Annotated in this window: 24 protein-coding genes; 13 read left to right on the top strand and 11 right to left on the bottom strand. The window is 61.1% G+C overall.

Features of this window, described 5'->3' with window-relative positions:
- The first annotated feature begins 93 nt into the window (after window positions 1-93).
- Window positions 94-1,749 carry a SulP family inorganic anion transporter gene (locus ACGJAX_RS23455; protein ID WP_390956348.1) on the top strand — a complete coding sequence of 552 codons (1,656 nt, stop codon included), beginning with the start codon at window positions 94-96 and terminating at the stop codon, window positions 1,747-1,749.
- A gap of 84 nt (window positions 1,750-1,833) precedes the next feature.
- On the opposite strand, the gene acnB is transcribed toward ACGJAX_RS23455, so the two are convergent.
- Window positions 1,834-4,434, bottom strand: coding sequence for a bifunctional aconitate hydratase 2/2-methylisocitrate dehydratase (acnB, locus tag ACGJAX_RS23450; protein WP_090320730.1), 2,601 nt, complete (start codon window positions 4,432-4,434; stop codon window positions 1,834-1,836).
- A 455-nt stretch (window positions 4,435-4,889) separates the two neighbouring features.
- Here acnB and ACGJAX_RS23445 point away from each other — a divergent pair, with 455 nt between their 5' ends.
- Window positions 4,890-5,360 carry a DUF1289 domain-containing protein gene (locus tag ACGJAX_RS23445; protein ID WP_047528256.1) on the top strand — a complete coding sequence of 157 codons (471 nt, stop codon included), beginning with the start codon at window positions 4,890-4,892 and terminating at the stop codon, window positions 5,358-5,360.
- Window positions 5,361-5,453: 93 nt separating this feature from the next.
- Here the strand turns inward: ACGJAX_RS23445 and ACGJAX_RS23440 are convergent, their stop codons facing one another.
- Window positions 5,454-6,317, bottom strand: coding sequence for a universal stress protein (locus tag ACGJAX_RS23440; protein WP_090320733.1), 864 nt, complete (start codon window positions 6,315-6,317; stop codon window positions 5,454-5,456).
- Between the two features lie 159 nt (window positions 6,318-6,476).
- Between ACGJAX_RS23440 and ACGJAX_RS23435 the strand changes: the two genes are divergently transcribed.
- The gene (locus ACGJAX_RS23435; protein WP_150702088.1) at window positions 6,477-7,085 is read left to right on the top strand and encodes a tRNA-(ms[2]io[6]A)-hydroxylase; all 609 of its coding nucleotides are present in this window, start codon (window positions 6,477-6,479) and stop codon (window positions 7,083-7,085) included.
- Between the two features lie 192 nt (window positions 7,086-7,277).
- On the opposite strand, the gene ACGJAX_RS23430 is transcribed toward ACGJAX_RS23435, so the two are convergent.
- The 6 genes from ACGJAX_RS23430 to ACGJAX_RS23405 form a co-directional block, all read right to left on the bottom strand.
- Window positions 7,278-7,766, bottom strand: a complete 489-nt coding sequence (locus ACGJAX_RS23430; RefSeq protein WP_390956345.1) for a GFA family protein — start codon at window positions 7,764-7,766, stop codon at window positions 7,278-7,280.
- A gap of 166 nt (window positions 7,767-7,932) precedes the next feature.
- Entirely contained in the window at window positions 7,933-8,550 is a 618-nt protein-coding gene (locus tag ACGJAX_RS23425) for a DNA-3-methyladenine glycosylase family protein (protein WP_390959979.1), read from the bottom strand.
- A gap of 114 nt (window positions 8,551-8,664) precedes the next feature.
- Window positions 8,665-9,747 carry a methylated-DNA--[protein]-cysteine S-methyltransferase gene (locus ACGJAX_RS23420; protein WP_390956344.1) on the bottom strand — a complete coding sequence of 361 codons (1,083 nt, stop codon included), beginning with the start codon at window positions 9,745-9,747 and terminating at the stop codon, window positions 8,665-8,667.
- 102 nt (window positions 9,748-9,849) lie between these two features.
- Window positions 9,850-10,890, bottom strand: coding sequence for a DMT family transporter (locus ACGJAX_RS23415; RefSeq protein WP_090320757.1), 1,041 nt, complete (start codon window positions 10,888-10,890; stop codon window positions 9,850-9,852).
- Window positions 10,891-10,988: 98 nt separating this feature from the next.
- A complete protein-coding gene (locus ACGJAX_RS23410) occupies window positions 10,989-11,609 on the bottom strand; it encodes a LysE family transporter (protein WP_390956342.1) in 621 nt (206 codons plus the stop codon).
- 90 nt (window positions 11,610-11,699) lie between these two features.
- Entirely contained in the window at window positions 11,700-12,596 is an 897-nt protein-coding gene (locus ACGJAX_RS23405) for an EamA family transporter (protein WP_390956340.1), read from the bottom strand.
- Between the two features lie 89 nt (window positions 12,597-12,685).
- Here ACGJAX_RS23405 and ACGJAX_RS23400 point away from each other — a divergent pair, with 89 nt between their 5' ends.
- Together ACGJAX_RS23400 and ACGJAX_RS23395 are read left to right on the top strand one after the other, a co-directional pair.
- The gene (locus ACGJAX_RS23400) at window positions 12,686-14,017 is read left to right on the top strand and encodes an aminotransferase class I/II-fold pyridoxal phosphate-dependent enzyme (RefSeq protein WP_390956338.1); all 1,332 of its coding nucleotides are present in this window, start codon (window positions 12,686-12,688) and stop codon (window positions 14,015-14,017) included.
- 76 nt (window positions 14,018-14,093) lie between these two features.
- Window positions 14,094-14,681, top strand: coding sequence for a LysE family translocator (locus ACGJAX_RS23395; RefSeq protein WP_248916739.1), 588 nt, complete (start codon window positions 14,094-14,096; stop codon window positions 14,679-14,681).
- Window positions 14,682-14,759: 78 nt separating this feature from the next.
- Here the strand turns inward: ACGJAX_RS23395 and ACGJAX_RS23390 are convergent, their stop codons facing one another.
- Both ACGJAX_RS23390 and ACGJAX_RS23385 read right to left on the bottom strand, forming a co-directional pair.
- Window positions 14,760-15,593: a helix-turn-helix domain-containing protein gene (locus ACGJAX_RS23390; RefSeq protein ID WP_390956337.1), complete on the bottom strand. Its 834-nt coding sequence runs from the start codon at window positions 15,591-15,593 to the stop codon at window positions 14,760-14,762.
- 33 nt (window positions 15,594-15,626) lie between these two features.
- A complete protein-coding gene (locus ACGJAX_RS23385; protein WP_247258221.1) occupies window positions 15,627-16,130 on the bottom strand; it encodes a VOC family protein in 504 nt (167 codons plus the stop codon).
- A gap of 267 nt (window positions 16,131-16,397) precedes the next feature.
- Between ACGJAX_RS23385 and ACGJAX_RS23380 the strand changes: the two genes are divergently transcribed.
- From ACGJAX_RS23380 to ACGJAX_RS23355, 6 genes are all read left to right on the top strand, one after another.
- Window positions 16,398-16,646, top strand: coding sequence for a transmembrane sensor/regulator PpyR (locus ACGJAX_RS23380; RefSeq protein WP_390956336.1), 249 nt, complete (start codon window positions 16,398-16,400; stop codon window positions 16,644-16,646).
- Window positions 16,646-17,800: an NnrS family protein gene (locus ACGJAX_RS23375; RefSeq protein ID WP_390956335.1), complete on the top strand. Its 1,155-nt coding sequence runs from the start codon at window positions 16,646-16,648 to the stop codon at window positions 17,798-17,800. The genes ACGJAX_RS23380 and ACGJAX_RS23375 overlap by 1 nt, the downstream gene beginning before the upstream one ends.
- 199 nt (window positions 17,801-17,999) lie before the next feature.
- On the top strand, window positions 18,000-18,455 hold the full coding sequence (locus tag ACGJAX_RS23370; protein ID WP_090320788.1) for a (2Fe-2S)-binding protein: 456 nt from the start codon (window positions 18,000-18,002) through the stop codon (window positions 18,453-18,455).
- Window positions 18,456-18,462: 7 nt separating this feature from the next.
- Window positions 18,463-20,631, top strand: a complete 2,169-nt coding sequence (locus ACGJAX_RS23365) for a molybdopterin cofactor-binding domain-containing protein (protein ID WP_390956333.1) — start codon at window positions 18,463-18,465, stop codon at window positions 20,629-20,631.
- Window position 20,632: 1 nt separating this feature from the next.
- A complete protein-coding gene (locus tag ACGJAX_RS23360) occupies window positions 20,633-21,211 on the top strand; it encodes a hypothetical protein (RefSeq protein WP_247258224.1) in 579 nt (192 codons plus the stop codon).
- Between the two features lie 74 nt (window positions 21,212-21,285).
- Entirely contained in the window at window positions 21,286-21,867 is a 582-nt protein-coding gene (locus ACGJAX_RS23355; RefSeq protein ID WP_247258225.1) for a GGDEF domain-containing protein, read from the top strand.
- Between the two features lie 125 nt (window positions 21,868-21,992).
- Here the strand turns inward: ACGJAX_RS23355 and ACGJAX_RS23350 are convergent, their stop codons facing one another.
- A complete protein-coding gene (locus ACGJAX_RS23350; RefSeq protein WP_130210701.1) occupies window positions 21,993-22,418 on the bottom strand; it encodes a VOC family protein in 426 nt (141 codons plus the stop codon).
- A gap of 111 nt (window positions 22,419-22,529) precedes the next feature.
- Between ACGJAX_RS23350 and ACGJAX_RS23345 the strand changes: the two genes are divergently transcribed.
- Entirely contained in the window at window positions 22,530-23,390 is an 861-nt protein-coding gene (locus tag ACGJAX_RS23345) for a LysR substrate-binding domain-containing protein (RefSeq protein WP_390956332.1), read from the top strand.
- Between the two features lie 353 nt (window positions 23,391-23,743).
- Entirely contained in the window at window positions 23,744-24,949 is a 1,206-nt protein-coding gene (locus ACGJAX_RS23340) for an RHS repeat-associated core domain-containing protein (RefSeq protein WP_390956330.1), read from the top strand.
- Window positions 24,950-25,147: the final 198 nt, after the last annotated feature.

The following is a 25,147-nucleotide window of genomic DNA, read 5'->3' as shown; positions in this document are numbered from 1 at the left end:
CTTTCGCCACGGGCGGTGATCGTTTGCTTTTGCGCTACAGTGGCGTTTGTGCGTATCACACGTGCAGCGGTTTTCTTGTCTGGAGACAGTGGCTTGTCGAGTACCCCCAACCCTGTTGAACCCACCCATCGCTGGCAGGATGTGCTCGCCGGGCTGTCGATTGCCGGGCTGTTGTTGCCCGAAGCGGTCGCCTATTCGAGCATCGCCGCATTGGCGCCGCAGGCCGGGGTCATTGCGCTGTTTGCCGGTTTGCTCTGTTACGGGCTGTTCGGCACCAGCCGGTTTGCCATTGTCTCGGCCACGTCATCGGCGGCGGCGGTGCTGGCGGCGGCGACCGCGACCATGGCCAACGGCGACCCGCAGCTGCGTTCGACCCTGGCGGTCGGGCTGGTGCTGGTTACCGGCGGGCTGTTTCTGCTGGCCGGGATCTTTCGTTTTGGCAGCGTCACTTCCTTTATTGCCAAACCGGTGTTGCGCGGGTTTGCCTTTGGCCTGGCGCTGACCATCATTCTCAAACAGGTCGCCAGTGTGGTCGGTGTGCAATTGATCGACGCCAACCTGGTGCGTTTCGCGCCGCAATTGTTCGAACAGTTGCCGCAATGGAACTGGCCGGCGGCCGGTGTGGCGGCGGTGGCGCTGGTGTTGTTGTTATTGTTTTCGCGGTTTCCACGGGTACCCGGCGGCTTGCTCGTGGTGGTGATCGGCATCGCGGCCGGCCAGTGGCTGAACCTGTCGGCGTATGGCGTGAAGATGATCGGACTCATCGACCTGAGCCTGGAAGTGCCGAACCTGCCGGTGTTGCCGTTTGCCGATTGGCTGCGTTTGGGCGAAGTGGCGTTTGCCATGGTGATGATCCTGTACGCGGAATCCTACGGCTCGATCAGCGCCTACGCGCTCAAGCACGGTGACCGGGTGAAATCGAACCGCGACCTGCTGGCCCTCGGGGCCTCCAACCTGCTGTCCGGTCTGTTCCATGGCATGCCGGCGGGGGCGGGGTACTCGGCGACATCGGCCAACGAGGCGGCGGGCGCCACTTCACGGCTGGCCGGTGGCGTGGCGGCGCTGGTGGTGTTGCTGATTGTCATGACGGTACTGCCGTATATCGCGTTGACCCCGGAACCGATCCTCGCCGCCATCGTCATCCATGCCTTGGCGCGCGGGTTGAGTCTGCAGCCGCTGGGGCGATATTTCATCTGGCGGCGTGACCGCGTGCTGGTGATGTGCGCGGTGGGTGCGGTGCTGGTGCTGGGGGTGCTGGACGGCTTGCTGGTGTCCGTGGCGATCAGCGTGCTACTGATGCTCAAGCAAATGTCGGCGGCCGATATCCAGATTCTTGGCCGGATCGACGACGGGCACGACTTTGTCGATGTGCAACGTCATCCGGCGGCGAAAATAGAGCCGGGCGTCCTGATCCTGCGACCGGGCGAAGCGTTGTTCTTTGCCAATGTCGAACGGATTCTCGGTGCCGCCTTGCACTTGATCCGGCATTCACCTGCTCCGCTCCATACCGCGATCCTCAGCCTGGAGGAGTCGCCGAATCTGGATGGCACCAGCATCGAGGCGCTGCAGGAGTTTTTTGTGCGGGTGCATAACGAAGGCAAGAAGCTGGTCCTCGCTCGTCTTAAGGACGAGGCGCAAGGTGCGTTGGCGGTATTGCCCGAAGTCCAGGCTAACGGCGTGACGCTGAGTGGGTTGAGTGTGGATGGTGCGGTGCAACAGGCCCTCAAGTACTCCGCGGGACCTGAATGATGGAGGGTGGCGAGGTTGAACCGACAGGCATAAAAAAACGCCGCTCATCTCACGATGGGCGGCGTTTTTCATTGCCTTGCAGCGTTAGGCTTGAACGACCGGGATGTTGGCGTTCGCAGCCGCTTCGCGGAACTCGGCGATCTGGTCGAAGGACAGGTAGCGGTAGACATCAGCCGCCATGCTGTCGATCTTGCCAGCGTATTCCATGTACTCCTCGACGGTCGGCAGGCGACCGAGGATGGAAGCTACCGACGCCAACTCGGCCGAAGCCAGGTAGACGTTCGCGCCGTCACCCAGACGGTTCGGGAAGTTACGGGTCGAAGTCGACACGACAGTCGAGTTCGGCTCTACACGTGCCTGGTTACCCATGCACAGCGAGCAGCCCGGCATTTCCATGCGCGCGCCAGCCTTGCCGTAGATGCCGTAGTAGCCTTCTTCGGTCAGTTGGTGAGCGTCCATCTTGGTCGGCGGCGACAGCCACAGACGGGTAGGCAGCTGACCCTTGACCTGTTCCAGCAACTTGCCGGCCGCGCGGAAGTGACCGATGTTGGTCATGCACGAACCGATGAACACTTCGTCGATCTTCTCGCCAGCAACGCTGGAGAGCAGGCGAGCGTCGTCCGGGTCGTTCGGCGCGCAGAGCACAGGCTCCTTGACGTCGGCCAGGTCGATCTCGATGACTTCGGCGTATTCAGCGTCTTTATCCGCTTCCAGCAGCTCAGGGTTGGCCAGCCAGGCTTCCATCGCTTGAGCACGACGCTCCAGGGTACGCGCATCGCCGTAGCCTTCGCCGATCATCCAGCGCAGCAGGGTGATGTTCGACTGCAGGTATTCAGCGATCGACTCTTTGGACAGCTTGATGGTGCAACCGGCAGCCGAACGTTCGGCCGAGGCGTCAGACAGTTCGAACGCTTGCTCGACGGTCAGTTTTTCCAGACCTTCGATCTCCAGGATGCGACCGGAGAAGGCGTTTTTCTTGCCTTTCTTCTCTACGGTCAGCAGGCCTTTCTGGATCGCGTAGTAAGGAATGGCGTGAACCAGGTCACGCAGGGTGACGCCTGGCTGCAGTTCGCCCTTGAAGCGAACCAGGATCGACTCAGGCATGTCCAGCGGCATGACGCCGGTGGCGGCGGCGAATGCCACCAGGCCGGAACCGGCCGGGAACGAGATGCCGATCGGGAAACGGGTGTGCGAGTCACCACCGGTACCGACGGTGTCTGGCAGCAGCATGCGGTTCAGCCACGAGTGGATGATGCCGTCGCCCGGACGCAGGGACACGCCGCCACGGGTCATGATGAAGTCAGGCAGGGTGTGGTGGGTGGTCACGTCGATCGGCTTGGGGTAAGCCGCGGTGTGGCAGAAGGACTGCATCACCAGATCGGTCGAGAAGCCCAGGCACGCCAGGTCTTTCAGCTCGTCACGGGTCATTGGACCGGTGGTGTCCTGGGAACCCACGGTGGTCATCTTCGGTTCGCAGTAGGTGCCTGGACGAATGCCAGTCACGCCGCACGCCTTGCCGACCATTTTCTGCGCCAGGGTGAAACCCTTGGTGCTTTCAGCCGGTGCTTCAGGCTTCTTGAACAGGGTCGAAGGTGGCAGACCCAGCTCGGCGCGAGCCTTCTCGGTCAGGCCACGGCCGATGATCAGCGGGATACGGCCGCCGGCGCGAACTTCGTCCAGCAGGACCGGAGTCTTCATTTCGAAGGTGGTCAGGACTTCGTCGGTGCCGTGCTTGCAGACTTTGCCAGCATGCGGGTACAGGTCGATCACGTCGCCCATGTGCATGTTGGAAACGTCGAATTCGATTGGCAGTGCGCCAGCATCTTCCATGGTGTTGTAGAAGATCGGAGCGATCTTGCTGCCGAAGCAGAAACCGCCGGCACGCTTGTTCGGCACGTAAGGAACGTCGTCGCCGAAGAACCACAGTACGGAGTTGGTTGCCGATTTACGCGAAGAACCGGTACCGACCACGTCGCCGACGTAGGCGATCGGGAAGCCGGCATTGCGCATTTCTTCGATCTGCTTCATCGGGCCGGTGACGCCTTGTGCGTCAGGCACGATGCCGTCGCGAGCCATTTTCAGCATGGCCAGGGCGTGCAGCGGGATGTCTGGACGGGACCAGGCATCAGGAGCAGGGGACAGGTCGTCGGTGTTGGTCTCGCCGGTGACCTTGAACACGCGCAGGCTGATCTTGTCGGCCAGCACCGGACGCTTCACGAACCATTCGGCGTCAGCCCAGGACTGCAGCACGCCCTTGGCGTGAACGTTACCGTTCTTGGCTTTTTCAGCGACGTCGTGGAAGGCATCGAACATCAGCAGGGTGTGCTTGAGTTCTTCGGCCGCTACTGGAGCCAGTTCGGCGTCGTCCAGCAGGTTGACCAGGGTCACGATGTTGTAGCCGCCCTGCATGGTGCCGAGCAGTTCAACAGCGCGTTTTTTGTCGATCAGAGGGGATTTGGCTTCGCCTTTAGCGATTGCGGACAGGAAGCCGGCCTTGACATAGGCTGCTTCGTCCACTCCAGGTGGAACGCGATTGGTGATCAGGTCAACGAGGAAAGCTTCTTCGCCAGCCGGGGGATTTTTCAGCAGCTCGACCAGGCCTGCAGTTTGTTCGGCGTTTAGCGGCTGGGGAACGATACCCAGTGCTGCGCGCTCTTCGATATGTTTGCGGTAGGCTTCAAGCACAGTATTACCCTCATCAGTGGTCCCAAATGGGTGTCCGGGACGCTCATCCAGGAATCGCCGTACTCATGCGCTGCATGGCGTTGTGGGCCACTTAGCCAGAATTACCGACAATTCCTTACAGAAGCTGCTTTCAAAGTTTTACGCCTGCAGAACGGGAGCTGATGAGGGTTGGCGCCGGATTTTTCCCCGCTGGAAAAACCCTTCGCCAACACCGCTCTGAAGGAACGACTGTGCTCGTGACGCTTTGAAAACAGCTTCTAACGGACATTGGCGCCTAAAAAGGCTGGCTGATTCTACGGCAAAAAAAAATTAAAGGTAAGTCGGGTGCTATTGGACTTTGGTGGTGCAGGGTTCCCGGCCTGTCGACACACCGGTGGCGCTGAATGTTGAGGGGTGATCAATGGCGGACAAAGGGCTAACATGCCGGCCTGTTTTGCTTTTTCGCGTTTTCCCCTATGCCCAATCAGACCATCAAGACCCCTTGCGTCGGCCTCTGCTCCACTGTTTACGGTGATCTGGTGTGCCGTGGCTGCAAGCGTTTCCATCACGAAGTGATTCACTGGAACGGCTACAACGAAGAAGAAAAGCGCGCGGTATGGCTGCGTCTTGAGCAGTTGTTGTCCCAGGTGATGGCGGCCAAGGTGGAAATTTTCGATCCGGCGCTGCTCAGGATGCAGCTGGAGCAACGCAAGATCCGCTTTGTGCCGCATCAGTCGGAATATTGCTGGGCGTATCAACTGATTGCGCGGGGCGCGCGGGTGATCAACAACCTGGAAGCCTACGGCATGGTGCTGCTGCCGGAGTTTCGCGACTGGAACCTGCCGGAGTTGCGGGACGCCATTGATCGGGAATTCTTTTTGCTGTCAGAAGCGCATTACCAGCGCTACATCGCGCCGGGGTTTCTGAATGATGCGTTTGGCGGCTAGGAGCATCGCGGGCAAGTCCGCTCCCACAAGGTCGACGAAGAACCTGTGGGAGCGGGCTTGCCCGCGATGGCCATCTACCAGGCAGAGCAGGGCTTAATGCTTGCTCGCGATTTCATCCAGGTGATCCTCGACTTCCTGCGGCTTGAGCACCAGCACGTCGCTCTCCACCGCATCGAGCACCACTTCCGCCGTATTGCCGATCAGCGTCCCTGAAATCCCGCTGCGCGCCACAGTGCCGATCACCGTTACCGCCGCCTCCAGCTTGTGCACCATGAACGGAATCAGCACGTCCGCCGGGCCTTCGGCGATGTGCAGGTGCTCATCGTCGACGTCGAATTCGGCCTGGAACGCCTTGCACTGTTCGCGATAGCGCGCCTCGATGGTTTCGCTGAGCTGGAAGGTCGGGTCGGCCGCCGACAGCATGGGCGACGGATGGGCGCTGATAACATGCAAGTGCGCTTTGGCCAGGCTGGCGATGTCATAGCCGTAATCGATGATGGTGTTGTGCAGATGGCGGTGTTCACTGTCGATGTTACCGACATCGACGGCCGCCAGAATCACTTTGTCCTTCCAGGAACCTGAGGTTTTCACCAGCAGTACCGGGGTCGGGCAGGTGCGCAACACTTTCCAGTCTTCCGGGGTCAGCAGGGCCTTTTTCAGCGCGCCGTCGGGGTAGTGTTGCTTGATCACCAGCCCGCAGCCTTCGGCTTGCTGCACCATGACGATGGTTTCATGCAGGCTGCCTTCCCAGGCCTGTTCGGTGGTGACGCTATAGCCATCCGCCACCAGGGCAGCCTTGAGTACGCCGAGCATGGCGCTGTGGTCGTGCTTGCGGTCGCAGACCAACAGGTGCAAATGGGCCTGGGTCACGCCGGCAATCAGCTTGGCTCGCTTGAGCGCCAGGCTTTCCGAGTGCTCGGGTTCGAGAACCACCAGAATGCTGCGAATGGCTTGCATGATCGGGATCTCCGGAACGTAAAGTTGATGGCGTGGAACAACTATAGTTGCTGGCCGCCCACTCGGGACTTGATGCATATCAACGGTAGCGACTGGTGGTCTTCGGGCAGGCCGGTATAATCGGCGCCCTTCGTTTTGAACCTTTTGTCCGTGGGCCCCATGATCCTTCCCGAAATTCACGAATTCCTTGGCTGCCGCACCCCCGATGGCTGGGTTCAAGCCGCACTGGCCGATCAGGAAACCCTGCTGATCGACCATAAAAACTGCGAATTCAAGGCCGCCAGCACGGCGCTCAGCCTGATAGCCAAGTATCACTCCCATGTCGATCTGATCAACATGATGTCGCGCCTGGCCCGGGAAGAACTGGTGCACCACGAACAGGTCATGCGCCTGATGAAAAGACGCAAGATCGAGCTGCGCCAGCTGTCCGCCGGGCGTTACGCCTCTGGGTTGCGCAAAGTGGTGCGCAGTCATGAACCGGTGAAACTGGTGGATACCCTGGTGGTCGGCGCGTTTATCGAAGCCCGCAGTTGCGAGCGTTTCGAAGCGCTGGTGCCCCATCTGGACGAGGAGCTGGGCAAGTTCTATTTCGGCCTGCTCAAAAGTGAGGCCCGGCATTTCCAGGGGTACCTGAAGCTGGCCTATCAGTACGGAGATGCCAAGGATATCGCCCAGGTCATCGACAAGGTCCGCGCCGCCGAGCAGGAACTGATCGAATCGCCGGATGTGGAGTTCCGCTTCCACAGTGGTGTGCCGGCCGCGGCCTGAACAGCATTCCCCTCCGGGGGAATTTTTTATGCCTGGCATTTGCCCTTCAAAACACCGCCCCCTGTAGGAGCGAGCCTGCTCGCGATGGTCGCCAACGATTACGCGGACGTTCAGGTTTAATGCGGCGTCTTTGAGTGCTTCGCGAGCAGGCTCGCTCCTACAGGGGCATTGCGGTGGTGCAGGATTGTCAGCCTAGCGGCTCAGGCCCAGACGCTCATGCCACTGGGCGATGGACTCTTCGGGATAGACATCGAATTGCTGATCCTTTCCATGCACCTCGACCTCCACCCACGATGCTTTCGAGCCGAGCATCAGGTGCGTGTGCTCCGGCGGCACCGGTAGCGGGGTGTCGATGGCCGAGGCGAACGGGTGAATCAGCTCCGGCCATTCCGGGCTGAACAACCACAGGCCCGAGCCGCACAGCGAACAGAAATGCCGCTCGGCGGTGCTGCTGTGGGCGCGTTTGTCGCCCTCGTCCTTGAGCCGTGCATGGTAGATCGCGATGTGCTTGCGTCCGCGTACTTTCAGGCTGGCGGCATCGCCGCCCAGGTTGATCGCGTAGCCGCCACCGCCCTGGGTCTTGCGGCAGATCGAGCAATAGCAGCGTTGATACGGGTAGGGGTGGGCGCTGGTCAGGCTGAATGACACCGCGCCGCAATGGCAGGAGCCTTCGAGTTGCATGGCGCTCTCCAGAGGACTGAAATCGTTCGTTCAGCCTAGAAGGTCCGGGGTGAACTTGCTGGTGTCTTCGCTGGCAAGCCAGCCCACAGGGGGCTTGATCGCGCGCAATATGGGAATCCTTTCACGATCCCTGTGGGAGCCTGCTCGCGAAGAACGATAACGCGGTCTACCGGCCAGGCACTCGCCACAAATACCAGGAAGCCACCGTCCGGTAAGGGCTCCACGCCAGGCCGATTTCGATCATCTGTCTGCGCGTCGGCTGTGCTTGCAGGCTTTTGAGTCGTCGATACCCCTCACGCACCCCGAAATCGTCGGCCGGCAGGATGTCCGGCCGTTCGAGGCTGTAGATCAGCAACATTTCCACGGTCCAGCGGCCCACTCCGCGCAGGGTGATCAGGCGTTCGATCAGCGCTTCATCGTCCATGGCCAGCGCCGTGGCGTAATCCGGCACGACGCCATCGAGGGTGGCCTGGGCGATGCCTTGAAGGGTCGCGATCTTGCTGGCGGAGAATCCGCAACCGCGCAGTTGATCGAAGTCGCTGGCCACGATCTGCTCGGGTCTGGGGAATCCGCCTGACGGGAACAGGGCCAGCAAGCGGCCGATGATCGCATCGCCGGCCCGGGTATGCAGTTGCTGATAGGCAATCGCCCGCATCAGCGATTCATAGGGATCGCGGGCGGCGTGGGGTTGGTGCAGGCAAGGGCCGACCGCCGCAATGTGCCGGCGCCAATCCTCATCGATTGACGACAGGAAATCGGTGGCGGGTTGATAGCGCTCGGGCATGGGCTCAGGCATTGGCGCAGGGCTTCAACGGCGCGTTTATTTCGTTATGGGTCTTTTCGTGCAATTGCGTGTCGAGCCTGTCCATTGAGGGTCCTTATGAACAACAGTGGGTGGTCAGAAGGCGAGTGGCTGGGTGATCTGCACGGCGGCTTTTTCCAGCCTGAGCAGGAACGCCTTGCGCGGCTGTCCTCCACCATAGCCCGTCAGCGAGCCATCGGCACCGATCACCCGGTGGCACGGCACGACGATCGAAAGGCGGTTGTGCCCATTGGCCAGGCCGACCGCGCGGCTGGCGCCAGGCTTGCCCAGCCTGGCCGCGATGGCCCCGTAGGTGGTGGTCTGGCCGTAAGGGATGGTCGCCAGCACCGCCCAGACCTGGCGGGAAAATTCGCTGCCGGGCAGGTGCAGCGCCACGTTGAACTCGGTCAAGTGGCCGGCGAAATACTGCGCCAGTTCCTGCTCGATGTGTTGCAGGTGGCGGTTGTGGCCTGGCGCCACGGCATAGCCGTAACGGTTCTGCAGGGCTTCTATCTCCCGGGTCAACGCCGGCCGGTCGAGGAATTCCAGCAACACCAGTCCGCGTCGTTCGGCCATGGCGATCATCGGCCCCAGCGGCGTGGTCAGGCGCGTGAACAGCAGCGGCTCACTGTTGGCCGCGCGACCGGGAGTGATGTGGAAGGATTTGCGGAAGGCATCGCGAAAACCGCTCAGGGACTCGTAGCCGGAGTCGAATGCCGCACTGTCGATGGAATCGCCCTGTTTGATACCGCCCAGCGCCATGCCCAGGCGGCGCGTGCGCAACCAGGCATGAAAGGTCATGCCGAAATGCTGCTTGAACCAGCGCCGCAGTTTCAGCGGCTCGATACCAGCGGCGAGCAACCGGGCATCGGTCCAGCGCTGCTCGGGATCGGCGTCCACCGACTTGAGCAGCGTCTGTACCCAGTCCGGGGCGATGGCCGCGGCGTCCAGGGGTTTACAGCGCAGGCAGGCGCGATAACCCGCCGACAGGCACTCATCGGCATGGGCGAAGAATTCGACATTCTCCGGCTTTGGTTTGCGTGCCGTGCAGCTGGGGCGGCAGAAAATACCGGTGGTTTTGACCGCGGTAAAAAACACCCCCTCGTAGGCAGTGTCGCGTTCGAGCATGGCGCGAACCATCTCGGCGTGGGGCGGAAGTAGCGTGCTGTGCAAGTTCATGGGGCCAGCATAGAGCGCGAATCCGGCAGCCTCCACCGGAAAATCGACAGGGAATTCCGGACCGTTTCAAGCAACGATCCGTCAGGCCCTGCCGGTGCTCGACTAGTGCTTGTGACGATGATGGATGTCTGGAAAGTGCGCGTGACTGTGCCGCATGGGCGTGTGTTGGTGTTCATGGCTGTGGGGTTCGGTGCCGTCCCACTCAAATTCATGGTCGTGTTGGTGGTGTTCATCGTGGACGTGTCGATGTCGGTGAAGCAGTGCCTGGTGTTCATGCTCATGGGCATGGCTTTCCTTGAGATGAATCCAGACCCCCAGGCCCATCAACAATGAGGCCGCCCAAAAACTCGCCGTCACCGATTCGCCCAGCAGCAGGATGGCTATGGCGGCGCCGAGGAACGGCGCGGTGGAAAAGTAGGCGCCCGTGCGTGCCGAGCCCAGCCCGCGCAAGGCCAGCACAAACAACACCAGGCTGATACCGTAACCGAGGAAACCGACGATCAGGGTTGGGCCCAGTACCGTCATCTGTGGCAACGATGCGCCGAGTGACAGCGCCAGGGAGCAGTTCACCAACCCGGCGCACAAACCCTTTACACCCGCAATGAACAGCGCGTCGGAGGCTGAGACTTTGCGCGTCAGGTTGTTATCGATAGCCCAACAGGCACAGGCCAGGGCGACCAACAGCGGTCCGGTCCAGCCCTGGGCGTGAACCGCTCCCTGTGGCCAGGCCAGCAGCACGCCCCCTGCAACGATCGCCAGCATGCCGAGGACGATGCGTCGGTCGGCGTTCTCTTTAAAGACCACCCACGCCAGCACGGCGGTCAGCACGGATTCGAGGTTCAGCATCAAGGAGGCTGTGGCGCCAGAGGTTGAGGTCAAGCCGAACATCAAGGCCACGGGGCCGAGAATCCCGCCAAAGGCAATTGCGCCGATCAGCCAGGGCCATTCCGCAGCGGTCAGCCCGCTGGGGCGCCAGCCACGGTCGCGGATCAATCGGGCGACGCTCAGTCCCAGGCCGCTGCCCATGTACAGCAGCCCGGCCAGGAGGATGGGCGAAAGGTTCAGCCCCAGCAGCTTGGCCAACGGTGTACTTGCACCAAAGAGCGCAGCGGCGGCAAGGGCATACAGAATGCTTATGTTCATTTGGGGACTGGCTTTCACGGCAATGGCGGGATGACCTATTTAGTCACAGGCGCGGTTGCCGATCCATGCTGGCGCAGAAGGCCATGAATAAAAACGGCTCAGGCCCGACGCGCCATCAACAACACCGAAGCCGCCGCCGACAGCAGCCCCGCGCAGCAGCGGTTGAAGATGCGCTTGCCCGACGGCTTGGCGAACCAGCGGCGCATGTGCAGGCCCATGTAGGCGTAGGCAGCGATGGCGATCCATTCCAGTATCAGGAACAGGGCGCCCAACACCGCGAATTGCGGGGTGATGGCGCGGGTCGAGTCAACGAACTGCGGCAAGAACGCGGTAAAGATCAGGATCGCCTTCGGGTTGCCCGCTGCCACCAGGAACTCTTGCCGGGCCAGCGCCAGCATACCCACGGGCGCGCCGGTCACCACGCTCGTAACGCCGGGGTCGGCGCGCCACAACTGCCAGGCCAGGTAGAACAGGTACGCCGCACCGAGAATCTTGATCCCGTAGAACAACAGTTCCGAGGTTTGCAGCACCACCGCCAGACCGGCCGAGGCCAGGGCGATCATCCCGGCGAACGCCAGCAGGCGGCCGACGCCGGCCAGGCACGCAGTGCGATAGCCGTAGCGGGTCGAGTTGCTCACCGACAGCAGGTTGTTCGGGCCGGGCGCCATGTTCAGGGCGAAGCAGGCCGGGAGAAAGAGGGAGAGGGTGGCGAGGTCCATGATCGGCTCCAGTGACGAGAGCGTATTTTTATCACAGCCCTCGAAGGGGCCGCCCCGTACAGTCACTGACCTAAAGTGCCGTATCAGTGGTTAACGGGCGCATCTTTTCGCCCCGGCGACGCAGAGAATCACCGCGACAGTCACCCCGAGCATGCCCAGGCTGACGTGTTCGTGCAGCAAGGTTGCCGCCAGCGTCAGGCCGAAGAATGGCTGCAACAATTGCAGTTGGCCAACGGCGGCAATTCCGCCCTGGGCGAGGCCGCGGTACCAGAACACAAACCCGATCAACATGCTGAACAGCGACACATACGCCAGGCTGAACCAGGCGGGCGCGCTGATGTTGGCGAAGGTTGCCGGCGCCCGCCACCACGTCACCAGCGCCATGACCGGCAGCGCCAGGACCAGAGCCCAGCAAATCACCTGCCAGCCACCCAGCGTTCTGGACAGCTTCGCGCCTTCGGCATACCCCAGGCCGCAGGCCAGGATCGCCAGCAGCATCAGCAAATCACCCTGGGGCGAAGCGGTCAGGCCTTGGGAGACCGCGAAGCCAACGACCAACAGGCTGCCGAGCACCGAGAACACCCAGAACACCGGTCGGGGCCGCTCGCCACCGCGCAAGACGCCGAACACAGCTGTCGCCAGCGGCAACAGGCCGACGAATACGATGGAATGGGCCGAGGTCACGTACTGCAGCGCCAGTGCCGTCAGCAAGGGAAAGCCGACCACCACACCTGACGCCACGATGGCCAAGGGCAGCAGTTGCTGGCGCGCGGGGCGTTTTTCCTTGAACAGCAGCAACAGGCACAGTGCCAGGATCGCCGCGAGGGTGGCGCGGGCGACGGTGAGGAATACCGGATCGAATTCCAGTACCGCCACCCGCGTTGCTGGCAGCGATCCGCTGAAGATCAGCACGCCGATCAGGCCATTGATCCAGCCGCTGGCATGGCTGTGCAGCGTCTGGTGTTGCAGGTTCGAAGTCCGTTCCATCGCGCTCTCGCTCAAAGTCTGGTTGCACGAAAGCCATCCTATGATCGACTATCGGTACAATCAAAAAATTGTCATGGATACAACTCGACATGCCTCGTTCCCGCTACAAATCCCTGGTAGACGCCTTTGCCGCCAACATCCGCTCCGGTCGCCTGTCGCCCGGCACGCGCTTGCCGACTCACCGGCAGCTCGCCACCGAGCAAGGACTGGCGCTGGTCACGGCGAGCCGGGTGTACGCCGAGCTTGAGCGCATGGGTCTGGTCAGCGGCGAAACCGGACGCGGTACCTTTGTCCGGGAGACGTCGTTGCCGCCCGGGCAAGGCATCGCCCAGTCGGTGGTCGCGGCGGGGATGATCGACCTCAACTTCAACTACCCGTCGTTGCCCGGGCAGGCCGATCTGTTGCGCAATGCCCTGCGGCAGCTGGCGTTGTCCGGTGACCTGGAAGCGCTGCTGCGTTACCAGCCCCACGCGGGGCGTCTGCATGAACGGGCCTCGGTGGCGCGGCACCTGATTGAACGCGGGCTCAACGTGCCGGCCGAACAGGTCATGATCGTCAGTGGCGCCCAGCACGGTCTGGCGGTCACCTTGATGACCTTGCTCAAGCCCGGCGATGTGATCGCTGCTGATGCGTTGACATACCCCGGTTTCAAGACGCTGGCCGAAACCCTGCATCTGGAGCTGTTGCCCATTCCGGTCACGGACAAGGGCCCTGATCTGGCCGCCCTCGAAGCCTTGTGCCGGACCCGTTCGGTTCGGGCTCTGTACACGATGCCAACGCTGCACAACCCCTTGGGCTGGGTGATGGCCGCCGACCAGCGGGAGCAGTTGGTGTCGATCGCGCGCAAGCATGATCTGAAGATCATCGAAGACGCGGCCTACGCCTTTCTGGCCGAAGACGTTCCGCCACCCCTGGCGTCGATGGCGCCGGAAAGGACGGTGTACGTTTCAGGCCTGTCGAAGAATATCGCCACCGGCTTGCGCGTCGGATTCATTGCCGCGCCCGCGCCCTGGGTCGCGGCCTTCGAGCGCACGATCATGGCGACCACCTGGAACACGCCCGGCGTGATGACCGCCATCGCCTGCGCCTGGCTCGACGACGGCACCGTCCTCAAGCTCGAAGCACAGAAGCGTGCGGACGCCCAGGCCAGGCAGGCCCTGGCGCGCAGGGAGCTGGCGGGACTGAGGACCGTCACTCATCCGTCTTCGTATTTCATCTGGCTGCCATTGACCGACGATGCCCGCGCCGACCAGATCGCCATGGCCTTGATGCGCGAGCAGGTCTCGGTCTCGCCGGCCGACCCCTTTGCGATCTCGGCCCATGTACCCCACGCGATCCGCCTGGCGCTGGGCTCGGTGGACATGGACTCGCTGCGCCAGGCGCTGGTGAAAGTGAAAAGGGTGGTCGGCTTTTACGCCTAGGGCAGTTTTCTTCAATACGCACGCCAGCAGGCGCTTTACCTTGGGGCCTGGTTCAACTGACAGGAACAGGTGTGCGATGAGTCTGATGATGTCCATGGCGGCGTTTGCGTTGGCCGCTTCGATTACGCCGGGGCCGGTGAATATCGTGGCGTTGAGTTCCGGGGCGCGCTTCGGCTTTCGTGCCAGTCAGCGGCATGTGGCCGGGGCGACCCTGGGCTTTGTGTTGCTGCTGGTGTTGATGGGGCTGGGGTTGCATGAGGTGTTGCGACTGTGGCCGGCGATGACCCGGGTGGTGCAGTGGGCGGGCGTGGCGTTCCTGTTGTACATGGCGTACAAGCTCGCCGCCGACAATGGGCAGCTTGAGGCGAAGGACGCAAGCCGTGCGCCGTCGATGCTGTATGGCGCCGTGATGCAATGGCTCAACCCGAAAGCCTGGCTGGCCTGCGTGGCCGGCATGGGCGCGTTTGTCGCCGATGGCGAGGCACGGCTGGTCTGGCAATTTGCGGCGGTGTACCTGGTGATTTGCTACCTGTCCGTCGGTTGCTGGGCCTACGCCGGGACGTTTTTGCGCGGCTACCTCGACAACCCGGCGGGCATGCGCTGGTTTAACCGGGTGATGGCGTTGATGCTGGCGGTCAGTGCGGTTTACCTGATTGCCGAATGACGGGCAGGTCTGGTGTGGTGATGTGTCTCTGTGGCGAGCGCCCTCGCCACAGGAAGCTCATTGCCATAGCCATAGGGCTCACCCCCGATACTGCCCCGGCGTCGCCGCCAGATGCTGTTTAAACGCCCGTTGAAAGTGCGCCTGGTCGGCGAATCCTGCTTCCAGTGCGACATCGGCGATCAGCTTGCCATGGCGCAGTTGGTCCCGGGCGAACTGGATGCGCCGGTTGACCAGGAAGGCGTGGGGCGTCATGCCGTAATGCTGCTTGAACGCGCGGATCAGGTAGGACGGTGACAGCTGTGCCGCTTCGCAGATGTCTTCGAGCTTGAGCATTTGCGTGCAGTGATCGCGGATGAAATCGGCGGCGCGTTCCAGTTTGAAGTTCGGTTCGCGCAGCGGTGGATCGGTCGGGTTGAGGCGCAATTGCACGTCGCTGAAAAACTCCACGGCCGTGCTCTGCTTGCGCAGCACGTCCTGCTGCGGATCGACCAGCACCTCATACAAGGCCTTCAGCCCATCAAACAGGCTGGCGTCGGCAGTGTGGGTGAGGGCAAAGCGGCGAAACGCCAGATCGTCACTGAACCCGAGCTGGTGCTGCAAATCGGTGAGCCACGCAGTTTCGACGTACAGCATCAGGTACGACCAGGGCTGGTCGTCGATTGGATTGCAGGCATGGACATCGCCGGGGTTCATCAGCACCACGGTGCCGGTGCTGACTTCGAACTGCGATTGCTCGTGGATGTAGGTGCTGCGCCCGGCGGTGATGGCGCCGATGGAGAAGTGTTCGTGGGCATGCCGGCTGTAACAGACCTCGCGCCCGTCGGCGATGGAGCGCGCTTCGATGAAGGGCAGGGCATCGTCGCGCCAGAAGCGCGGGGCCTTGTCGCAGGCCTTGGGCGTGGTGAGCTTCATGGTCAGTCCTTGGCAGTTCAGCGTCGGAGTGTATTAGCTCTCGCCGTCAAAGGCTCGTTGCAGCGCGGCAATATCGAGTTTTTTCATGTGCATCATCGCCTGCATGGCGCGCTGGGATTTTGCCGTGTCGGGGTCTTTGATCATTTCCATCATTGCCACGGGCACGATTTGCCAGGACACGCCGAACTTGTCCTTGAGCCAGCCGCATTGCTGCGCTTCGACCGGCCCGCCCGCCGACAGGCGTCCCCAGAAATGGTCGACTTCTTCCTGGGTCTGGCAATTGACCTGGAACGAGACCGCTTCGTTGAATTTGAAATTCGGGCCCCCGTTGAGGCCGGTAAAGGTCTGCCCGTCGAGTTCAAAGCTGACAGTCATTACCGAACCGACTTCCCGGCCGTGGAATTCCTGGCCGGCCTTGCCGTAATGGGTGATGGCGGTGATTTTTGCATGATCGAAGATCGCACAGTAGAACTTGGCGGCTTCTTCGGCCTGGCCGTCGAACCACAGGCACGGGGTGATTTTGGGTACGTGTAGCATGGCGGGTCTCCCTGGCAGGTTTTTGTGGGCTGGACTATCAGCGTAGCCAGCCTCTGGTCGTCTGGCGGTGCCGTAGATCGACAAGTTCTTCCTGTTTTTTTTGGCTGGATATAGTCAATATGACCTCGAAGTGAGTCATTAGGACTATTTGGTGTGGTAGTCGGAAAGACTCTATGCCTCGCAGGTGGCTGATTTTCAGGGCTTAAAGATCTGGCACGGGACTTGATACGCCTCATGTACAACTGAATACCTTCAGGAGTACGGAAAATGTTCGACTTTTTCAGCCATCCTCAGAATGTTCTGCACCTCTCGAGCCGTGTGCTCGGCACGGGCCTGGTCATGCTGCTCGCCGGGATCTACGGCGCTTACCTCTATAACGGTCATCTGCCGATCGTTGCGCTGGTCGCCATGCACGCCATGACCATCATCGGGCCAACCCTGCTGAAAGTCGGCTACGTCATGCGCCTGTTGGCCCAGCATCGGTTGAGCAAGGCTGTGGCCAGGGCGCTGGCCTGATGGGCAATTTCGCAGCCAGGCCCGTTTTCAGTCTCGGTTTTCGCCCGTTCTTTCTGGCGGGAGCGGCGTTTGCCGCGCTGGCGGTGGCCATTTGGGGGCTGTGGCTGTATGGCCGATGGCCGGGCATTGAACCGGTCGGTGGCATGCTCGCCTGGCATCGACACGAGATGCCGTTCGGGTTTGCCGTGGCAATCATTGCCGGCTTTCTGCTGACAGCGGTGCCGAACTGGACGGGACGCCGGGGGCTAAACGGGTGGCCGCTGATCGGGCTGGTGCTGGTCTGGCTGCTGGCGCGACTGGCGTGGCTGATGCCGATTCCTCCTGCGTTGTTGCTGTTGTTGCAACTACCATTTCTACCGCTGCTGGCCTGGGTGCTGGGGCGCGATTTGTTGGCGGCAGGCAAACGCGATAACTACCCGATTTTGCTGATGATCAGCTTGCTCGCCGGGTGTCAGCTGATGACGCTGTGGGGGCTACAGACCCATGACGATGGCTTGCAACGGCGAGGTGTGCTGGCGGCACTGTGGCTGGTGGCGGCGTTGATGAGTGTGATCGGTGGGCGAGTGATCCCGTTCTTCATTCAGCGTGGGCTGAATCGTCCGCCCGCGCCTGCGTCCAGCCCGTTGCCGAACCGGGTGCTGCTGGTCAGTGGCTTGCTGGCCGCCGTGAGCGTTGCCGTCGGCCTGAATGACGCGCCAAGGCCATGGTTGTCGTTGTTGTTTGTGCTGATCGGGGCGTTGCACCTGTGGCGGCTGTGGCGCTGGCATGACCGCGCAATGTGGCGGGTGCCTCTGCTGTGGTCGCTGTATGTGGCCTATGCCTGGCTGGTCGTGGCGGTCGTGGCAATGGCGTTGTGGCACGCCGGGCTGATGTTGCAACAGAGTCTGGCCACCCATGCGCTGGCGGTTGGCGCAATCGGCGGGCTGATTCTGGCGATGATAGCCCGGGTCAGCCTCGGCCATACCGGACGGCCGCTGCTGCCTTCGAAGGCGATGGTCGCGGGGTTTGCCCTGGTGCTGCTGGCGGGTGTGTCGCGGGTACTGCTGGTGCCGTTTTCCGGGGTCGGGCTGGGGGTGGCGGCGTTGCTTTGGTGTTCGGCGTTCGGGCTGTTCCTGTTGGGTTATACCGGGGTTTTGCTCAAGCCACGGGTTTAGATATCGGTTGGCGCCGGCCAGCCGGCTCCTGCAGGTCTGCGTTCTGGACGACCGATGGTCGATACGATTCAGCCTGCTGGTCAAATTGCGCTTAGCTGTAGGGATAACCCGGCGCGCGTAGATTCGCTTCACTCCCTTAAAAATCACCTTTCCCAAGACGCGCGCTCTTCAGAACACCTTGAGTCTGAGGACCATCGCAATGCTGACCCTGAACATCAATGGCAAGGACCAGGAACTGGATGTCCCCGCGGACATGCCGCTGCTCTGGGTTCTACGCGACGTTGCGCACCTGACCGGGACCAAATTCGGTTGTGGCATGGCCCAGTGCGGCGCCTGCACCGTGCACATCGACGGCGCGCCGCTGCGCTCGTGCATCACGCCCGCGACGGCCGTGGCCCACGGGCAGAAAATCCTCACCATCGAAGGCCTGTCCACCGACGGCTCGCACCCGGTGCAACAAGCCTGGGCCGAACTCGATGTGGTGCAGTGCGGTTACTGTCAGTCCGGGCAGATCATGTCGGCGGCGGCGCTGCTGGCGAAGATCCCGAAACCGACTGACAGCGACATCGATCAGGCGCTGTCCGGCAACATCTGTCGCTGCGGCACCTATCCACGCATCCGCGCCGCGATCAAACGCGCCGCCGAGTTGGGTTGAGGTGGCCATGGACAGCATCACTGCGTTATCCCGTCGTGGTTTCCTCAAGGGCGCCACGGCGCTGGGCGGCGGCCTGGTGGTGGCGTTTGTCATCCCCGGCGCCCATCGGTTTGCCCGGGGCGCGGACAACCAGGGCAAGGTGTTCGTACCGAATGCGTTCCTGCGCATTGGCAATGACAACAGCGTCACCGTGCTGCTCGGCCATTCGGAAATGGGCCAGGGCATCTGGACCGGCCTGACCATGCTGATCGCCGAAGAGCTGGACGCCGACTGGTCGAAAATCCGCGTCGAACATTCCCCGGCCTCGGCCAAGGACTATGGCCTGGCCGGGTTTGGCGGGATGCAGATCACCGGCGGCTCGACCTCGACCTGGATGGAGTTCGACCGCTACCGCCAGGCCGGTGCCGCCGCGCGATTGATGTTGATCGAGGCCGCAGCCAAGCGTTTCAACGTGGCGCCGTCCGGGATCCGCACCGAATCGGGGATGGTCATTGCTGGTGACCAGCGCGTCAGCTACGGCGAACTGGCCGATGATGCCGGCAAACTGCCGGTGCCGGATCCGGCATCGATCAAGCTCAAGGACGCCAAGGACTGGAAATTCATCGGCAAACCCACCAAACGCCTGGACACCCCGGAAAAAATCACCGGGCGCGCGAAGTTCGGCATGGACGTGCAATTCGACGGCTTGATGACCGCGATGGTCGCCCGGTCGCCGGTATTCGGCGGCAGCGTCAAATCCTTCGAAGGCGCCGGCGCGCTGGCGATCCCGGGGGTGCTCAAAGTGGTGCAGGTGCCGACCGGCGTGGCGGTGATTGCCGAGCATTATTGGGCGGCCAAGCTGGGGCGCGATGCGCTGACGGTCGAGTGGGACCTGGGGCCGAACACCGGTCTGGACAGTCAAAAACTGCTGGAGAGTTTCCGCAAGCTCGCCGCCACGTCGGGCCTTCCCGCCAGCCAGGCCGGCGACACCCAGGCGGCACTGGCAAAGGCGAGCAAAACCATCGATGTCGAGTACAGCGTGCCGTACCTGGCCCATGCGCCCATGGAGCCGCTGAACTGCACGGTGAAGATCACCCTCGACAAGTGCGAGATCTGGACCGGTACCCAGTTCCAGACCCTCGATCAGATGATCGCCGGGAAAATCACCGGGCTCAAACCTGAGCAGGTGCAAATCCATACCGAATTCCTGGGCGGCGGTTTTGGCCGGCGTGCCAACCCGACTTCGGACTTCGTCGCTGAAGCGGTGCAGGTGGCCAAGGCAGCGGGCGGGCCGGTGAAAACCGTGTGGGCGCGGGAGGACGACATTCGCGGCGGCTATTACCGCTCGGCGTTCCTGCATCAGGCGCGGATTGGCCTGGGGGCCGACGGCCTGCCGCTGGCGTGGAAGCATGTGATGGTCGGGCAGTCGATCATGGCCGGCACCTCCCTCGAAGCGGCGATGGTCAAGAACGGCATCGACAAGACCTCGGTCGAGGGCGTGGCGGACAGTCCCTACCTCGAAGGGCTGGCCAATCATCAAGTCGAACTGCATTCGCCGAAAACCGGTATCAGTGTGCTGTGGTTGCGTTCGGTGGGGCACAGTCACACGGCGTTTGTCATGGAGTCGTTGATCGACGAACTGGCGACAGCGGCGGGCAAGGACCCGGTGGAGTATCGCCGTACCTTGCTCAAGGACCATCCGCGACACCTCGGCGTGTTGAACCTGGCGGTGGAGAAAGCCAACTGGAAGGCGCCACTGCCCCAGGGCCACGCCTTGGGTGTGGCGGTGCATGAGTCTTTCGGCAGTTACGTGGCGCAGGTTGCCGAGGTGTCCCAGGACAACCTGGCGATCCGCGTGCATCGGGTGGTGTGCGCGGTGGACTGCGGGATTGCGGTCAACCCGCAGAGCATCGCGGCGCAGATGGAATCGTGCATCACCTTTGGCCTCGGCTTTACCTTGCACAGCAAACTCACCTTCAAGGACGGGCAGGTAGTGCAGTCCAATTACCACGACTATCAGGTGCTGCGGCTCAACGAGATGCCGGTGGTGGAGGTGCATATCCTGCCCAGCAGCGATAAACCCGGTGGCATCGGCGAGGCGGGCGTGCCGCCCACGGCGCCGGCCGTGGCCAACGCGGTGTTTGCCTTGACCGGCCAGCGCCTGCGCGAATTGCCGCTGCAGTTGTCGGGGGTGTGAGATGAAACGACATCACTGGTTGCTGGGCTCGTTATTGCTGATTTGCCTTTTTATCTATGCCACCGAGCTGTTTGCCGATGATCGCGAAGCCTTGAAAGCCTTCGAAACCGTGCAGAAGGTTTTCCAGAGCCCGCGTTGCCAGAACTGCCACATTCCCGGCGATTCGCCGTTGCAGTTCGACGCCGGAAAACCCCATGGGATGAATGTGGTGCGTGGCCTGGATGGCAAGGGCGCGGCCGGATTGCCCTGCGCGACCTGCCACGCCGAGGCCAATCCACCGCCCAGTTATGGCCCCAAGGCACCTCCGGGGGCGCCCCATTGGAGCCTGCCACCGGCGGCGCACAAAATGGCCTGGATTGGCCTGCCGCCCGACAAGTTGTGCGCCATGATCAAGGACCGTTCCAGCAACGGCGATCGTGATTTCGCGGCGCTGATCAAGCACGTCAGCGAGGACAAACTGGTGTTGTGGGGCTGGAATCCCGGGGGCAATCGCGAGCCCGTGCCGGTGCCCCACGATATTTTCGTCGAGCAATTCAAGGTGTGGGCGGACGCGGGAGGGCCATGTCCGCTGGGTAGCTGACCAACGGTGCCTCAACCGGGAGTCAAACCGGTTCTGTGCGACTCTAAAGTACATAGTCGCCACAGGAGCAACTTATGCTGATCCCAGGCAAGACTTACCCATCAAGCGTCTGCGCAGACCCTTTGCGCACGCCATTGCAGGAGCGCGAACTGCTGCGCGACCTGGCCCGCCAGGCTGAGCAGGAAGTGATCGGCGTGCAGATGGCGAGCATGGATGAGTTGACGCTGCTGTCCAATCGGCACGGGTTCATTGCATTGGCCCAACTGGGGCTGAACGTCTGCCAGCAACTGGGCCGGCCGGCGACCCTGCTGTTTTTCAACCTCGATGAGTTCAAGCGCATCAACTACCTGTTCGGTCGCGCCGAGGGCGACGATGCGCTGAAAACCTTTGCCGACGTGCTGCGCATTGGCTTCAGGGAAAGTGATGTGATCGGTCGACTGGAAGGCGCCACCTTCGTCGCCTTGCTGACCGGTTCCAGCGCGGTGGACATCAAGGCGATCAAGGCACGACTCGAAGAAATGCTCGACGAGCGCAACGCCACGGTGCATCGCGGTTATGACATCCGCTTCAGCATGGGGCAGATCGAGTACGACACTGTGCAGCATGGCTCGATTGAAGAGCTTTTGGTTGAGGCGGAATCGGTGTTGGGTCGCTAATGCGGTGTTGGGGCGGCAGGCCCCATCGCGAGCAGGCTCGCTCCCACATTGATTTTTTGAGCTGCATAAGTCCATTGTGGGAGCGGGCCTGCCCGCGATGGGGCCCTGACAGGCGATCTACATCGTCACTTGGCAAACAACTGCCCGATATCCTTGAACGCCTTGAATTCCAGCGCATTGCCGCAGGGATCAAACAGAAACATGGTCGCCTGCTCACCCACCAGTCCCTGAAAACGAATCCCCGGTTCGATCACAAAGCGCGTCCCCAGTGACTTCAGGCGTTCGGCCAGCGCCTCCCACTCCGTCATGCCCAGCACCACGCCAAAATGCGGCACCGGCACGTCATGGCCGTCCACGGCGTTGGTGTGGGCGGCTTCCTGGGTCGCGTTTTTCGGTGCCAGGTGAATCACTAACTGGTGTCCGAAAAAATTGAAATCGACCCAGTGCTCGCTGGAGCGACCTTCTTCCAGACCGAACACGCTGCCATAGAAGTGCCGCGCGGCCGGCAGGTCATAGACGGGAATGGCGAGGTGAAACGGGGAGAGTTGCATCGGGTGGGCCTCCATCTGCTGAATTCAGGCTGAGTGTAGTCCTGTGCTTTTCGATTAAAAGACGATAGTTTTTGCGCCGAGCTCAAATTATTTCGATCAATCGGGGGCCCTATGCTGCGGGAACTGAAAACCTTTATCGCGGTGACGCGTTACGGCACGTTTGCGGCAGCAGGCCTGCACATCGGCCTGACACAGTCGGCCGTCAGTGCGCAGATGCGCAATCTGGAACAGGCCCTCGGCATTCGCTTGTTCGATCGCACCGGACGTCAGGCGCTGCTCAATGCGGCAGGGCAACGTGCGTTGCCCATGGCCCGCGAGATCCTGGACACCTTCAGCCGCATGGCGGTCAGCGACGATGTCAGCGAATACCGTGGCGAGCTGAAAATCGGCGCGGTGGCCACGGCCCAGACCGGATTGTTGCCCCAGGCGCTGCTGCGTTTGCGTCAGCAAGCGCCGTTGCTGGAGCCGAAACTGGTGCCGGGGGTGTCGCTCAATCTGCTGAGCCAGGTGGACACCGGCGAAGTCGATCTGGCGATCCTGATCAAGCCGCCGTTCGACCTGCCCAAGGAACTGTCGGCACAAGTCATTCGCCGCGAGCCCTTTGTTTTGATCGTCCCGGCGGAACTTGAAGGCGACGAGCCGCTGCAGTTGCTCGCCGAGCATCCTCACGTACGCTACGACCGCAACTCGTTCGGTGGACGCCTGGTGACCCGGTTTCTGCGTGAACAGCAGATCGATGTGCAGGTGGCGCTGGAGCTGGATGAACTGGAAGCCATCGTCAAAATGGTCGAATGCGGTTTGGGAATTTCGCTCCTGCCCGAGGCCGGATTGTGGCTAGAGCATGGGGCGAAGGTCAGGGTGGTCCGCTTGGGTGAGTTGACGTTTTATCGCGAGATTGTGCTGTTGCAACGCTATGGCCAGCGGACTCAGCCGATTCAGCGGTTGTTTGCCAATTGTCTGACACAACCGTAATCCCTGTAGGAGCGAGCCTGCTTGCGAAGGTCGTCAACGAAAACGCGTCAAATCCGGAGGAATGCGGCGCCTTTGGGTTCATCGCGAGCAGGCTCGCTCCTACAGGGGGAATGCGGCGATCGCGGAATCACAGGCACAAAAAAACCGCCTGAAGAGGCGGGTTTTTTATTGGCTAACCGAAGATCACTCTTCGATGTTGCCCATTGGCTGTGGTGTTGAAGCCACCGTCCACGTACATGATTTCACCGCTGATGCCGGTGCGTACCGTCGCAACCTATCATTTCTGTTAGTACCCAACAGTCGAAACAAAGCAGATAGTTGAAAGAACAATTCTCACTGCGTGGATCGATCCTATGTTGGCCCAACAGCTGTCTCAGGTTTGCAAATATCGCTACGATCCTCTGGATCGCCTGATCAGTGATGTTCAACCTGATGCTTCCGTGAATCAGCGGTTTTACTGCAAAAGTCGGCTTGCCACTGAAATACAGGGGGCAATATGTCAGACCATTTTTCAATATGGAGACCAGATTCTGGCGCAACAACAGCGTCAGGACAATGTAATCGGCACTGTGCTTCTGAGCACCGATCAACAACGTTCGGTGATGCAAGCTCTCAAGAAAAACCATCTACCGCGACCTTTAGCTTATTCACCTTACGGCCACCATCGAGCCGAAAGTGGCTTGAGCAGTTTATTGAGCTTCAACGGTGAAAGGGCAGATCGGATCACCGGACATTATTTGTTGGGTAATGGGTATAGGGCGTTTAATCCGGTGTTGATGCGGTTTAACAGTCCGGATAGTTGGAGTCCGTTTGGTAGAGGGGGATTGAATGCTTATGGGTATTGTGCGGGGAATCCGGTGAATCGGGTTGATCCAACGGGGCATATGGTGCTGGGTGTTAAAGGATTGCTGAGTATTCTGCCTTCGAATAATAAAGGCAGTTTTCTCGGGTATTACGTCGGAGCAAAAGCACCTCTCCTGAGTCTCAAGAATGGCGATACGCTTGCGGGGGCTGCCATGCATGGAAATGGAGCACGCCTGGGGCCAGGTCTTTATTCGACAACAGATAAAAAAATTGCAGATGCTTTCTTGAGGCGGGCAGACCCTAAGAGTGGCGCGAAAATGTTCGGTGTCCACCATACTGGCGAGCTTAACGTCCGTCCGTACGGACCTGGCCTTCATCCGGATGCAGATTTGCAAACGATTGCGCAATCCGGGACGACTTATCGCATTCCGAGTACGCAGTACGATAACCTCATTTTTACAGAAGCATTAGGTCCTGGACCCGCAAGTGGTATTGCAGCCGTACCAAGTCCATCTAAAGGTCCTGGTATTGGTCCTGGACCTAGTGGTGGTTCGGCCGCAGCCGCTTCAGTGACGTCTGGAAGCGGTGCCGTTCCATCTGCTCGTATACCGCCACCACCAGCCCTTTCTGTAGAGCAACTCCTACGCCAAGCCCTACAAATGCAATTCGAGGTCGCAGCCTTCGGGCGGGGGCGGGCCCCTTTACAACGTCAAATTGTGTTTGTTCGAGGTGGTGCTCGTGCCCCTGGGGCTTGAGCCAAACGTTGGAGGTGTGAAGAGGATTTTAGCCAACGCAGTTTATTCAGTAGAGGCTTAATGACTGTTTAACCTGGTGTGCGCAAGCCTGTTTTTGACAAGGCAATCACATCAGATCTTTGCTAACTGATGGACCGTTACTTTGAGCATTTTCCACAAAGTATTGTGTTTGCCTGGAGAATACAGGCACAAAAAACC

It is taken from the genome of Pseudomonas moorei (assembly GCF_042846945.1).
GTDB classification, from domain to species: domain Bacteria; phylum Pseudomonadota; class Gammaproteobacteria; order Pseudomonadales; family Pseudomonadaceae; genus Aquipseudomonas; species Aquipseudomonas moorei.
Note: the sequence above shows the minus strand (reverse complement) of the source record. Positions and strands in the feature narration are given on the sequence as shown.